Origin of the sequence: Streptantibioticus parmotrematis (genome assembly GCF_019890615.1) — a bacterium.
In the GTDB taxonomy this organism is placed as follows: Bacteria; Actinomycetota; Actinomycetes; order Streptomycetales; family Streptomycetaceae; genus Streptantibioticus_D; species Streptantibioticus_D parmotrematis.
Window position 1 is genome coordinate 73,176 of the sequence record NZ_JAINVZ010000015.1, and the last position, 13,018, is coordinate 86,193.

Here is a 13,018-nt window from a genome sequence, read left to right on the forward strand (position 1 = left end):
ATCAGCGCCCTTCCTTGAGCAGGCCGCCGCCGAACGGCAGCGTGTTGGCGAAGGCTCGGTGGTGTTCCCTGTCGCACCACTCCAGGCGCAGCCCGCTGCGGGTGACGGCGTTGCGGATGGTGTCGGCGTCCCGGCGCAGGTGCTCGCTGCTGGAGGAGGTGACGGTCACCCAGCCCGCCAGGCGGATGCCGGCCGCGCCGTTGGCGATCTCCTGCATCGTGGAAAGGGACGCCCTCTGTGCCTTCTGCTCGCGCGGGTCCTCGATCTTCCCGGTCCGCTTGTCGGCCTGCCCCAGCTCGTTGGTGGCGTCCGCCATCGCCTCGGTGATGGCCTGATCGGTGGGAACCAGGTCCATGGTCACCGACATCGAGATGATGACGTCCTGGACGTAGAGCAGCAGCGGGGCGAGGAAGTTGATCCCGACCGGCAGAACCGGCCACTCCTTGACCCAGGCGGTGCGCGAGTGCCAAGCGTCGGGGGATGATTCCCAGCTCCGGGAGACCATGTGGTCGGCCGACCGGGCGTCCAGCTCCGCGGGCCAGGCGGTGACCCGGTCCATTCCGGTGGTGTCGTCGATCCAGTGGCTCGGGTCGTAGGCGTGGTGCAGGTAGGAAGCGAGCGCGGCCTCGTCCAGGTTGCGAACGTGCCGCAGCTGGCCGCCCGCCAGGGAGCGTATGAACGACTCGATGTCCTTGCCCAGGGTGACCGCGTAGCCCTCGTGAAGGGTGTTGTAGCGGCGGGCCTCGGCGACGAGGTCGGAGGTGTAGGGGATGCCGAGGGCGAGAATGAGCCGGCGGTCCTCGGCGGTGACTGCGACCTGGCGGATCAGCTCACCGTAGGAGTGGTCCAGCCAGGCCGGGGCGTGCGGGTCGCGGCGCGCGGCCGCGTCCCGCACGTGCGCGTTGGGGTCGGTGGGGATGATCCGGGCGATCCACTGCAGGCGGCGAATCCGCCCGCCGCCGTCCGCCGTGGATTTCAGCAGGGATTCATATGCCCGGATCAGCGCCTCCTTGTCGTCGGTGTCCAGGCTGCCGAAATCGCGCATCGCCTCGACCTCGACCGCCGCGGTGAAGGTCAGCTCGTGTGGCTGGAGGAGGGTGGCGATCTGCCCAAACGCCGTGCGTGCCGAGATCCACTCCATGTCCTTCGGCACGCCCGGCGGCACGTCGATGGGCACCCGGCGGCCGTCGGCCATCCGGCCCGCGATCGGCGCCTTCGACCGGTACAGCAGCGAGCCGTCTCTCAGCAGCTTCTTGTAGGTCCGGCTGATCTCGAACCACTTCAGGTAGGTCCGCCCCTTGTATGGGGCGAGCGTCGCCCAGGCGCAACTTCCCGCGATCACCGCGAACGCGAGGACCTTGACGATGATGCCGCTGAGCATCCAGACCATGAGCAGGCCGCCGACGAACCCGGCGCCCAGGATGAGCTGTTCGTCGGACTCCAGCTTCCGGCCGAGCAGTCCGCGCGGCCGCGGCCGCGGGAAGGTGAAGGTACGTGGCATGGGGTCAACTTCCGCTCATCAGGGACTCGGTCATCTCGGCTGGTCGCCCTCCGGCTCCGACGGCGGCTCGTGGGGCGCGGGCTCGGACGGCGGCCATGGCGGCGGAGGCCCCGTCGTCTCGGCGCCTGTCGGCGCAGACGGCGGCGGTGCGTGGACTTCGGAGAAGCGCGCAGTTCCCTCAGGGCCAGGCTCGTCCGCGCTGGACCCGCTGCCGCCGGGCCCGCCAGGGCTGGCGTCCGTACCGGAGCCGAGGTCGGGGCCGGTCGGCGGGGCGCCCTGGGTGTCGTCGCCGGTGCCCGCCGTGGTGCCGTCCACCCCGCGCTCGGCCGCCTGCTGGGCCTGGTCCTTGGCCATGTCGACGCCCTTCTTGCCCCCCGCGACGGCCGCGCCGACCCCGGTGGACGCCGCCGCGCCCTCGGCTCCCGCGGCCTCCTCGCCACCGCCGCCCTCTCTCCCGCCGCCACCGTCGTCGGCATCCTCACCGCCTCCGCCGCCGAACCGGCTCCTGAGCTCGCCGAAAGTGTCACCGGCTTGGCTGCCGAGGTTCTGCGCCCGGCCCTTGAGGTCGTCGCGGGCCTGGTGCATGTGCTGCAGCTCATCGCCCATCAGCGGCAGGAATCTGGCCAGGGTGAAGGGCAGGAACAGCGCGAGGCACAGCAACGCGAGCGCGGTAAAGACGGTGGCGAAGGCCTGGACGACCGAGGTGTCCCCGTGGACACTGGACGCCAGCATGCCCGTGGCCAGGGCGATCGTGGTCAAGGTGACGTACTTGCTGGCGATGACGGCGCCCATCACCCCGGCCCACCGCCTGTTGTGGTTCCACAGGCTCTTGTCCACCAGCCCACTGAACACTGAGGTACCGAACACCAGGCCTGCCAGGATCAGGGCGTTGCGGACGATCAACTCCAGCCACACCCCTGCCACCGCGGTGAGCATGCCCATCGCCAGGAACAGCACGATCACCGAGCCTCCCGGGATCGCCATCAACGTGGCCATCGCCCCCGTGACCGTGACCACCATGCTCGCCGCGTCCCCGGCCACGGGGGCGAACATCGCCTCAGCTGCCTCGTCGAACATCTCGGTGACGTAGGCGACGGCGGCCGGCGCCAAAGCCGAGACCGCCACTGAGATCAGCAGGAAGCCGGTCGACTCGCCCAGGGCCTGCAGCGGAGGCACCCCTTGCAGCGCCCGCTTGGCCACCGCGAACAGCCACAAGATCACCGTGAGCACAGAGGAAGCGGCGAACGCCATGGTGTAGGTGCGCAGGAAACCGGGGTTGCCCCAGTCGATCCGTGTGGTGGACAACAGCGCCTTGACCATCTGGGTGAAGAGCGAGGTGACCGCGTTGTTGAAGAACTGCGCGATGTACCCAAGCGGGTCACTCACGAAGTCGATGGCCCGGTTCGTGGACTCGACCGTGTGACAGATCGTGTCCGCGAAAGGGATGTTCTTGCACGACCAGTCGCTGAAGCCGTTGGCTCGCGCCTGTCCGGCCACGAAGAACACCTGGAAGGTGATGGTCAGAGCGGTGATCAGTAATAGCCGGATGTGCAGGCGCTGCATCGTCTCAGCCGACATACGGAGGCGCATCGAACTCCCCGTTGAGCGTGCGGAAGTCGTCGACCGAACTCGGGTCGCTGCCCGTGGACACAGGTGTCGGGCCGTTGACCGAGTTGACCGACGCCAGCTTCCAGTCGCCGTCCTGCCATTGGAGGGTGAGGGTGTAAGTCGTCCAGGACGACGAGACCGGCAGCGGCGCGTTGTTGCTGGTCGTCCCGATCAGCCCGGCCATCCACACTTCGACGGTGGCGACCTGGTCGGTGTAGCTGTCGGCCTTGGTGCCCATGGCCGCAGCCCGCGCCACGAGCGTGTCGGCGCCTGCACCGCTGATGCCGAGTGAGGCGAGCACCTGCTTCATGCCGGCGTCGTCGTTGGCAATCAGCTGGGCGCGCGCCCCGGATGTCGCCATCGCCGCGATGGTCTTGTGGCGGATTGCGGTATCGGTGAAGTACTTCGCCGAGGAGCGCGCGATCTGGTAGTTGACCGCGGCCTCGACCGCACCGGCCTGCGTGTGGGCGTAGCCGACCGGGACCCCGTCGAGGACCTTCAAGGCGACCGTCTGTGGATTCCCGCCTGTACCGTCGGCGTTCTGCCCCGGCACCGTGCTCTGTGTCGCTCCAGGCGTGGCATCCCTGTTCGAGCTGCCGGAACTTCCGCCATCGCGGCTGAGGTTGACCACCGTCGCCAGGATGAGCAACGCCGCGAACAGCCCTCCTGCGATCGCCGCGCCGCGCCACCACGGCTTGTTCTCCTGTACCGAACCGCTATCGGCTCCGCCGAGCATCTTGGTACCACGGCGCGGCGGTGGGGTGCTGCGAGCCATGTCAGATCCCCATCCCGTAGACGATCGTGAAGATCGTGCCGAGCGATGCGACGACGAACGCGCCGATCAGGGAGCCACCGACTTCCTTCTTGCCCTTGGAGACCTGTGCGACATCGTGCTGGCTCTCGCCCACCCGGATGTTGAAAGCTCCAAGAGCTGCCCGGCCCAGGAGCGCTAGCACCACCGCAGCCATGATCGCCTCGACCACCGTGCGCGCGGTCTTGCCCAAAGCGCCGAAGGGGCCCCAGTCCGGGGCCAACCCGTTGACCAGGCTCCCGATGCTGCCGTTGGCGGCCAGCACCACCAGGTGGTGCGCAACAGTCATCCCCAACCCCTTACCCATCCGCGTCGTGGAGCTGGACCCAGCACGAACCGAACTGACCTCAAAGTACACAGACTGACACTTGACAACAACTGTTTATGACTATGAGAAGAGGCTAGGATGCTGCCTTCAAGACGGATCCACCAGCTTTCAGATTTCCTTGCCGAAGTCAGAGGCATCGCAGCGACATCCAGCCCCGCTTCAGCTGGAGCAGGCGCAATCCGAAAAAGCTCCTATCTATTCACATGTGTTAACACGTGGAGGTCAGGTGAAGACCGCGCTGAGCGTCGGCATCGCGATATTCGCGGCCTCCCTAGCCGTGATGGCTCTGTCCGTCCTGGTCGTGGCCGGAGCCACGGGCGCCGCCAACGCGCAGACCTGCAGCGGCGGTCTGGAGTCCATCGGCGACGGTCAGAGCGGCGCCGGGACAGCCGGCGATCCGGTGAGGTTCGACGGGTCCACCCAACCCATCGACGGTCAGGCCATCGTCCCGGTCAACCCGCAAGGCCCGCAGTCGCACTCCGCGTGGAACGACGAGCAGGTACGCAACGCCTCAACGATCACCAACATCGCACGAACTCGGAGCCTCTCTCCTCGCGCCGCCGTCATAGCGGTAGCCACCGCGATGCAAGAATCCGGCCTCAACAACCTCACCCACGGTGACCTGGACAGTGTGGGGCTCTTCCAGCAGCGCCCCAGCCAGGGGTGGGGCACCGTCGGCCAGCTCACCGATCCGGTCTACGCGACCGACAGGTTCTACGACGCCTTGATCAAGGTGGCCGACTGGCAGACCATGCCCCTGGCGCAGGCCGCACAGACCGTACAGCAGAGCGACGTACCCAACGCATACGCCAAGTGGGAGCAGGACGCCGGTGCCCTCGTCGCCAAGACCTGGGGGCTACATGCGGTCACCTCGGTGTCCACTGGATGCGACAGCGACGGCAGCCACGACCCGGCCGCCCATTTCACCACCACGAATCCCCGCACGCCCGTCCAGGCGATCGCCGCGGCCCGTAAGGCGGCTGGATCCACCGGGTGGTACCGCCGGTGCGACAACTTCGTCGCGCAGGCCTACGGCTGGGGAAGCAGCGGCTCAGTCAGCGCCAACGCCCACTGGAACCGGCTCGTCGACGCGGGCCTCGCTCACCCCGGGGACAATGCCCCACCCCCCGGCGCGCTGCTCTTCTACGACACCGGCGAATCAGCCGGCCACGTCGCCCTCTACCTCGGCGACGACATGGTCGCCAGCAACGACATCGTCAGCGACGGCACCATCGGCATCGTCCACCGCAAGGACCTCACCGACGGCACCTGGCGCCTCCGCTACCGCGGCTGGGCCGAGCCTTCGTTCCCCGACGCCGGTGGCACAAGCGTTATCTGACACACCACCAGAAAGCGAGAAGGTCGTGAACCCCATCGACACGATGGTCCAGGTCCACATCACCACCGACGGAACATGCTTCATTGACGATGAGTTCTTCGCCCCTCCTCCTGGCGTCTCGCTCAACGATGCCGTCCTCTCCCACCTCCGACTGGAGGCCGCAGCCGCCGAAGCCCCCATCCCCGTCGTCATCCGGGATGAGCGAGCCAACTACACCATGGCCATCCAGATCAACGCCGATGGCACCAGTCAGCCGCTTCAAGGACACCGTGGGACAACTGCCACGCACACCACGCCCCAGGCAGCTCCCGAACCAGAACCCACCCCGATACCTTGGGGGGACCCTCTTCCCACGAATCGACCCCACGAGTCGCTCCCCGAGCCGTACCGATCACGACTCGAAGCCGTGTGTGCGAGCGCTCGACAGAACTGCAACATCGATGCCGCTAAGGCCGCGGACCAATTGATAGGTGAACTTGCAGGCCGATACGGCTCAACTCACCTCTTCACACTCACTGTTGGCGTCGTCCGCGGTGACATCGCCTGGCTCATGCGCGACAATGGCTACGGACTCAAGGTCTGGATCTACATCGCCAGAGCCTGCCAAACACTTCTCGGGGCCGCCCACAAGACCACCATCCGGGCCGTGGGGAACGCAGTTGGCTGCTGGCGACGTCTCCCTTCTGCTGAGCAGCTGGCGGAAGGAAATGAGATCACTGCGCTCCTACGAGATGTCCCCATCCCTGAAGCGATACCCAACCTCAAAGCCGTCCACGACCGCATCAGGCTTATAACCGTCACCAGTTGAGGAAAGGTAAACCTCATGAACCCCCTCCGCACCGGCCGAGCAGTTCTGTTCTTCCTCCCTTACGTTCTCGTGGTCTTCGGATTCCTGGTAGCCGGCCAGGAAGCTGCCAACTCGCGCACGCACGCTGCGCTTCAGGCGCTCGCGGTCGCGGCCGTTGGACTGTTCTGGGCCTGCTTGCGCGCCCGCCGCTCACGCAACTGACAACGGGCGGCCAGGACCTCATAGCCGGAAGGCATCGTCTTGGGCTGTGGCAAGGTCTTGTAAGACGCGTCGAACCTCACTGCGTTCAACCTAGCCGACGCGCCTTCCGTGCACGTCGAAGCCATCACGCGCCATCCCCCGACTCACCCTCGGCGGAGGCCTTCCGGCTCTCAGGGACCATCCAATCCCGCCGGCGAGCCAAGGATCGCATTGCGACCGCAGAATGCGTCAGGCGGATTATCACGGGACCCGAGTCGTGAGCACGATGTTGAGGTGACGAAAGTTCCAGTGCTCGTCCACCTTGGCCCGTACTGCGCTTTGTACGGCAATTGATGAGCCAGGGTTCGCCCTAAATCGAAGCGCACGAATCCCGATTTAGTCAGATCTCGGATTAAGAAACGCAGCAGGGCATGGCCGGGTGCGAGAGAAGCTGCGCCTGGGTTCATTGCCGTCACCAGCGAATAGCACACCCTGTCGCCCAGCAGGCAGAGCTGGGCAGCCACAACATCACGGTCGACCCTCAACGTAGCGATCGTAGCCATTCGATCCGAGTGGGAATTCAGGACCCCGCGCCAGGTACGCTCGTCCTCGCCCACCGTGCCCGCCACTACACGCTCGGCAGCACCCCAGCGTAGGCGGTGCAGACGGGCCAGATCAGGAAACGCATATAACAGCTCTTCATTACTGGAGGTTCGACGGTATTCGACGTGCCCCTCAAGTGTCGCCCATTCACGCTTGCGCCTACGATGATTCCTCCGGGTGGCCGCTGACAGGGCATCCATGTCTAAAGGAAGGGGCACGCTGGCACAAGCAGACGAGCCAACGTGATTCCAGTCTTCTCGCCTGGAGAGATGCCTCCCCAGAGCGCTTTCCAGTGGCACGTCCGGCAAGACTATATGCCGTTCCGCGGCGAGCACATCCAGCTGGTCGACGATAGCCCTAATGACGTCCTCGTCCTCAGCTTGAGACCCAACTGGTCGCACATACTCGGCGTGAGGCGATGAGAGCGGTGCTAGCTGAAGCCTGAGTTCATCACCTGCTTCATCAACGCGTTCACGAAGGGCGATAGCCGCTACAGGAGAACGTGTAGCGTTTTCGACGACGACTACCACTAGGGACGAGCACGAGGTTAATTGGCCAGCCCAGCCGTTTACCCATTCCGCCGACTGATAAGGGGTCGCCTGGCCATCTGCCTCAGCCAGATCCGCCCAGCGATTTCGGATGAATTCCCGCCCGACCTGTCCTTCAAGCAACCTACAGCGAGCCGAGCCCCTTACCACAGCAATGGATCGCATTGGCGGAAAAACTCCTTCGTCTCGCCTGGCATGATCACAGATTTCCGGTGCCAGGACACTCAAATGACGACGCAACCGTTGACCTCAGCGTTCGGTGCAAAGGCAACGCCACTTCCGCTGCAGACACCCGTCCTCCCGCACGCAGAGGGCGCGGGCGCACGGCGACATCCGGCCTACGTGCACGAGGCACGGGCGTTGCCCCGATCGCTTGCCGAGGCCCAAGTCCTGCCTGAGTGCAGCCGTTTGGCTCCAGATCAACCGTGTCGCCATCCTCAAATAAGGATGCGTTCCCGACCATAGCCGCATGGGCGCGGTGCTTCGAGTGCGAAATGTTCTGTACTGTAACTAGTATCGCTATTTACGCATTTGCAACTGTGAACAACATCGGGTCAGCTCAGCGAAGTTGAGGGCATCGCCTCTCTTTCGGCAGCACCATCGGCCGCCTCCTTGAGTCCGAGCAGTCCCTTCGGTAACCACCCGCCCCTCTCCAGCGCTGGCTCGTGGGAATCCCGTCGCTCTGCATCGCCACAAAGCCGATCGGTGGCAGCGGCACCGCCGCCACGGGACCCCGGGGTCGAGGAACATCCGAACGAAAGCTGGCGCTAAGGCTGGACTTGGCCGGCCGCCAGGCTCGGGTGAAGCCGTAGGTTGCCCGGCCGCGGACCAGGCGCCGCAGCGCGCAGCGCGAGGAGTTCGTGCTGGAGACGGTGTCTGGAACGCCGGCACCGCCCGGCTGCTGCCCCGGGGGACACCGGACTCGCGCGGCTGTCGTACGGACAGGCCCGCGCCCTCCTGGACGCCCACACGGCCGTCGGCGGGGTGCCGGGCACGGCTGGGGCCTGCACGAGTACCGGCACTCCGGCTTCACCCACCTCAGGGAACAGGGCGTCAGCCTGCCGATGCTGATGGCGAAGTCGCGGCACGAGAAGCCAGGGAACGCACGGAAGTACTTCCACCCCTCGGCAGAGTCGATTGCCGAGGTCACCAGCCTGCTCGCGCCCGGCGACAGCAGGCGCTGATCAGCGATGGGGGTTGAGCGCCCGCAAACGCTCCGGGAAGAACGGGTCGCGCTGCGGCGGGGTGACGCTTCCGGTCGCCGGGTCGAGGTGCCCCCATGTCCCGCGCTCGCCCTGTCCGCACAGCATCAGGGTCATGGTTGCGCCCGGGGCCGTGTGCAGCTCGACCACCTCGTGGTAGAGATCCCGGCCGACGGGGTTGGCGGTGCCCTGCACGTGCTTCCTCCCCGTCTCGGCGCGGACCTGGCCACCATCGAGGACGTACCGGTCCTCGGTGTAGCCGCCGAGCAAGATCTTCGACTCGAACGGCCACGGGTGCGAGTGCGGGCAGGGAACCCCACCCGGTCCCCGAAGGTCGGGTGCGTACCACACATTGAACTTGACGGTCCGGTCCCGCCCCTCTGCCAGCGTGAGTTCGGCTTTGCTGAGCCGACCGCTGCCGTCCGGAACCAGCCACCACGACATCGGCGAGATGAACTGCTCCCACGTGAGCGGGGCGAGGTCGGCTGCGTAGGCGGCGGCACCCACCGCCGCCGTCTCGTAGAGCACGTCGGTGAGCGTCAGCCCGGGGGCGATCAGTACAGGGTCCATGAACAGGAGACTTCCCCACAAAACTGGGTCTGAGCAGGGGTTTCCTGTTTCAAATCCGGATTGGAAACAGGAAACAGGAAACAGGTCTCAGACCGCTTCGTCGGACGTGGCCTTGTCCCGCAGGGGCCGCAGCCCACCGAGCAGGTCGGGTAACTGGAAGGAGTACCGGCCGAGCACGCTGACGTGGTGCCGGACGAACGGGGAGAGGCGGGCGACGTCCTCGTCGCGGACCTCGAAGCCGTCCGCGCGCAGCTGGTTGACCGCGCCTCACCTCCGGTCACCGAGGTGAACGCCTGGTCGACGCTGGTCCACGCGAACATCTCCGGCAGCACCGCGGGCAGGTCGACCCGGGGCAGGACCACCCGCAGCTCCAGCAGGGAGACCGGTTCAGGCTCCGGCACCAGGGCGACGAAGTGCAGGGGGCTTTCGTCGTCGAACACGATCTGCGAGTTCGCCGGCACCCGGGCAGCGACCTCGCGGCAGGTGCCGTCTCGCCGCGCGGCCCGCACCGCCAGGTGCTCGCCCGCCTCGGCGGGCAGGCTGAAGGAGGCCAGCCCGTAACGCACCACGAGATCTAGGAGTCCTGCCTTCGCAGCCCAAGGACTTCGGCGATCAGCACTCGCGGTACAGCAGGAAGTAGACGCGCAAGCGCTTCCAGCGTAGAAATCGAGTCCGCATCGTTGCGCATTGCTTCTGCAGCGGCGAACGGATCTCCCACCTCAGGCGAGTAGAAAAGGTGGTCCCCGTAGTGAGTACGAACGAGTACTGCTGCTACCGGACCCGCTTGCCCAACCGGATGTAGCTTGAGTAGCGGCATTTCGCTCACGAGAATCCCACCGACTGGCTGCTTGTCCCTCGCGCCGGCCTCCAGCTCTGCATCCGATAAGCACGGTTCGGGATCTTGGTGTTCCGCCATCGTCGGCCCCCCATCACATGGACGACGCGCGCGGCACGACTTCACTGCAAGACCATCGGAAAACCCACCCGCACGTTGGTTACCCGTCGCCCCACGCACCCCAGACAAGGATCTTGCGCAGTCAAGCACCCGACTGTCAAGGAATTTGGGGCGATGCACCGCCAGCAGCGCTCATTTTGGGCGTTTTCATACGGTTTACACCGGTTCTTTTTCCAGTTTATTTGAAATTACGTGTCGTCACTTGCTGTGCTCTCGCGCAGGGTTGATCTAGACTCAGCACCGTCGACGGCGAGGGGGCTACGTGAAGACACAGGGCGATACCGAGGAGTCGGCGGCCCAGTTCGCCGAACGCTTCAACCGGCTGAACCAAGTACTCTACAGCGCCGAAGTTGGGCGCCCGTACACCGAGCAGGAGATCGCCGCGCAAGTCGGGTTGTCTACGAGCCAGGTGAGCAACCTCCGGAACGGTCGATCCCTTCCACGGGCTGACAGAGCTCATCGACTCGCACAACTCTACGGCGTCACAGCTGACTTCTTCTTTCTGCCGCCCGATGCCCCGTATGTCGTTGATGTCGAGTCTCAACTTGACGCGATCGAGCAAGAACGACGCGGTGTCCCACAACACCGCGCCAACCGGTCGGCCGGCTCTTCGGCCGGCGACGATGAGGTTCGCCGTATCGCGGAAGGTGTGGCTGACCTCCCACCGGACATGCGCGAAACCGTCGCAAAGTTGGTAGATCAACTGCGCCAGGTAGCTGGCCGACGACGCCTCCGCCGACACAGCAGGAGTTAGTGGTGACAGAATCCCGGCTTGAGACGACATGGCAAAACCCGGAGGGGGATAGCGACATGGGGATACGAGCTGAACGACGAAGGGTGCGCCAGACTCTCGACCAGTTGGGGTTACCGCGGCATCCCACGATGGATGAGCTTGTGACCGCTTACCAGCTTAAGACGGGTCGTACGCTCAGCATGATCGAGCGAGACGTAGAGCCTGGCCAGCCCTCCGGTCTCTACGAGCAGTACCTGTTGGAAGACCGGATCTACTTCCCACGGACCACTTCTCCCGCTCATCAGGCGCTCGTCGTATGCCACGAGTTGGCCCACCTACTCCTCGGCCACACGCCTCGCAGCCACGGGCCCATCGATTCTAATGTGGTTCGCCGAGTTCTGGGACGAGACCACTACGCCGCGCCCGCTGAGAGGGAAGCGGAACTCTTCGGCACCCTGCTGTTTCATGAGCTCAACCTCGAACCGCGAGCCGGGGCGGAGGAACGAGTAGCACCGGCGCTCACCCACCGCGAGGGACGTCATGCATAGCCTTGAGATCTTCTACGACCTTGGCTACTTGCCGATCGCCTTCTGCATGCTTGGGCTTTCACTCTACAAGACCCGCGCTTGGTTGAACGAACGCATTCCTAGTCTTCTCATTATGACAGGGGCAGCGCTTACATCCGCCGTCGGCTTCACTTCTGCGGCGCCGGTCTTCTACCGCCAGATCGACAACGCCGTAGGCAGATCGAACTTCGCAACTCTCGTAGTTTACAGCGCAATTACCATGTGCTGCGCTTTCTTCTTGCTCTTGGTGAGGCTCTGGTCCGGCAATAGTTCGCCAACCGAGGAGCAGGGTCGTCGGGAAACCGAGCTACAACGACTTCGGGTCGCAGGAAAGATCGTAGGACCCGCTTACATAGTTCTACTGATCCTAATGGCCACTTTCTTCCTGAGGTCGCATATACCCACCGGAGAGAAACCTCTCACTTTTGACGCGTCATTCGCAGCCACACCCTGCGTAACTACCTTCCTGCTACTGTTTCAAGCGGGTTACGGATTCGCCAACTGGTCGATGGCATTTCTAACTTGGCGCTATTCGCGACAGCTCGGAGATAGTGATCTCAGTGCCGGCCTGAGAATCACATCCACAGGATGCGTCTTTATCGCATTCTACGGCGTGCTGAAGATAGTCGCCATCATCGGAATTATCGCAGGCGTCAAGTCCATGGCCCCTATAAGTAATTCCGTAGCCCCTGCCTCTGCATCGATCGGCGGCGCAATTGCGATTGTCGGCTGGATCCATCCGGCACGACAAGGAAGGCGGCGTAGACTTAGAGAATTCCGAGCATTGGAATCGCTCTGGCGGGTAGTGACCCAGGAAGAGCCAGGGTTGATCCTCAGAACGAAGCTTCCGCGATCTGACTGGGGTCTCCAACTCTTGGCTATCCGTCGTGCTGGTGAGATTCGCGATGGTCAGCTCTCACTCCGACCTTGGATCTCAGAACACGTGGTGTCCGAGGCCAGACGCTTGGCGGAAGAAGAGGACCTCAGGCCTTCAGAGCGAGAAGCTCTCGCCGCAGCTGCTGCTCTCCAGGGCGCCCTGAAATCCAGAGAATCGGAAACTGCTCCGTCACTGCCGTGTCAGACGCCGCCAGGAATGAGCATTCCGCCTCATGCCGAGCGAGAACATCTAGTTCTCGTTGGCCACTTCCTGAACAGCCACTTGGTCACGCAGATCTTGCAGCACACTGCCTGAGCGGCAGGCCGCGTCATCGCCGTGCGGTGGAAGAGCAAACGTAGCAAAGTGGCGGGCGGTCCCCCTCAATACGC

10 protein-coding genes and 2 pseudogenes are annotated in these 13,018 nt (G+C 64.7%); 5 read left to right on the forward strand and 7 right to left on the reverse strand.

The window, feature by feature from the left end:
- Position 1: 1 nt before the first annotated feature.
- From K7472_RS20795 to K7472_RS32855, 4 genes are read right to left on the reverse strand one after another with little or no spacing between them, the layout of a single operon-like run.
- A complete protein-coding gene (locus tag K7472_RS20795) occupies positions 2-1,501 on the reverse strand; it encodes an SCO6880 family protein (RefSeq protein WP_252395965.1) in 1,500 nt (499 codons plus the stop codon).
- A gap of 30 nt (positions 1,502-1,531) precedes the next feature.
- On the reverse strand, positions 1,532-3,079 hold the full coding sequence (locus K7472_RS20800; RefSeq protein WP_252395966.1) for a hypothetical protein: 1,548 nt from the start codon (positions 3,077-3,079) through the stop codon (positions 1,532-1,534).
- On the reverse strand, positions 3,069-3,884 hold the full coding sequence (locus K7472_RS20805) for a DUF8175 domain-containg protein (protein ID WP_252395967.1): 816 nt from the start codon (positions 3,882-3,884) through the stop codon (positions 3,069-3,071). Before K7472_RS20805 ends, K7472_RS20800 begins: the two co-directional genes overlap by 11 nt.
- A 1-nt stretch (position 3,885) precedes the next feature.
- A complete protein-coding gene (locus tag K7472_RS32855; RefSeq protein WP_252395968.1) occupies positions 3,886-4,209 on the reverse strand; it encodes a DUF8827 family protein in 324 nt (107 codons plus the stop codon).
- Positions 4,210-4,474: 265 nt separating this feature from the next.
- On the opposite strand from K7472_RS32855, the gene K7472_RS32860 reads away from it, so the two are divergent.
- Entirely contained in the window at positions 4,475-5,587 is a 1,113-nt protein-coding gene (locus tag K7472_RS32860) for a hypothetical protein (protein ID WP_308014005.1), read from the forward strand.
- Positions 5,588-5,612: 25 nt separating this feature from the next.
- The gene (locus K7472_RS20820; protein ID WP_222980010.1) at positions 5,613-6,395 is read left to right on the forward strand and encodes a hypothetical protein; all 783 of its coding nucleotides are present in this window, start codon (positions 5,613-5,615) and stop codon (positions 6,393-6,395) included.
- 371 nt (positions 6,396-6,766) lie between these two features.
- Here K7472_RS20820 and K7472_RS33760 read toward each other — a convergent pair whose 3' ends face one another.
- Entirely contained in the window at positions 6,767-7,891 is a 1,125-nt protein-coding gene (locus tag K7472_RS33760) for a GNAT family N-acetyltransferase (RefSeq protein ID WP_222980011.1), read from the reverse strand.
- Positions 7,892-8,499: 608 nt separating this feature from the next.
- Here K7472_RS33760 and K7472_RS32865 point away from each other — a divergent pair.
- Positions 8,500-8,910: pseudogene (locus K7472_RS32865) on the forward strand (site-specific integrase); the annotation flags it as partial.
- Here K7472_RS32865 and K7472_RS20830 read toward each other — a convergent pair.
- Positions 8,911-9,498, reverse strand: a complete 588-nt coding sequence (locus tag K7472_RS20830) for a hypothetical protein (protein ID WP_222980012.1) — start codon at positions 9,496-9,498, stop codon at positions 8,911-8,913. It abuts the pseudogene before it with no gap.
- An 87-nt stretch (positions 9,499-9,585) separates the two neighbouring features.
- Positions 9,586-9,762: pseudogene (locus K7472_RS20835) on the reverse strand (Tn3 family transposase); the annotation flags it as partial.
- A gap of 1,100 nt (positions 9,763-10,862) precedes the next feature.
- On the opposite strand from K7472_RS20835, the gene K7472_RS20845 reads away from it, so the two are divergent.
- Both K7472_RS20845 and K7472_RS33770 read left to right on the forward strand, forming a co-directional pair.
- The gene (locus K7472_RS20845) at positions 10,863-11,207 is read left to right on the forward strand and encodes a helix-turn-helix domain-containing protein (RefSeq protein ID WP_308014016.1); all 345 of its coding nucleotides are present in this window, start codon (positions 10,863-10,865) and stop codon (positions 11,205-11,207) included.
- Between the two features lie 519 nt (positions 11,208-11,726).
- A complete protein-coding gene (locus K7472_RS33770) occupies positions 11,727-12,944 on the forward strand; it encodes an MAB_1171c family putative transporter (protein ID WP_372458004.1) in 1,218 nt (405 codons plus the stop codon).
- The last annotated feature ends 74 nt before the right edge of the window (positions 12,945-13,018 follow it).

Bases quoted from the DNA above. Each gene is read 5' to 3' on its own strand.
- K7472_RS20795 (WP_252395965.1), bottom strand. From the start codon at position 1,501: ATGCCACGTACCTTCACCTTCCCGCGGCCGCGGCCGCGCGGACTGCTC.
- K7472_RS20800 (WP_252395966.1), bottom strand. From the start codon at position 3,079: ATGTCGGCTGAGACGATGCAGCGCCTGCACATCCGGCTATTACTGATC.
- K7472_RS20805 (WP_252395967.1), bottom strand. From the start codon at position 3,884: ATGGCTCGCAGCACCCCACCGCCGCGCCGTGGTACCAAGATGCTCGGC.
- K7472_RS32855 (WP_252395968.1), bottom strand. From the start codon at position 4,209: ATGACTGTTGCGCACCACCTGGTGGTGCTGGCCGCCAACGGCAGCATC.
- K7472_RS33760 (WP_222980011.1), bottom strand. From the start codon at position 7,891: ATGCGATCCATTGCTGTGGTAAGGGGCTCGGCTCGCTGTAGGTTGCTT.
- K7472_RS20830 (WP_222980012.1), bottom strand. From the start codon at position 9,498: ATGGACCCTGTACTGATCGCCCCCGGGCTGACGCTCACCGACGTGCTC.
- K7472_RS33770 (WP_372458004.1), top strand. From the start codon at position 11,727: ATGCATAGCCTTGAGATCTTCTACGACCTTGGCTACTTGCCGATCGCC.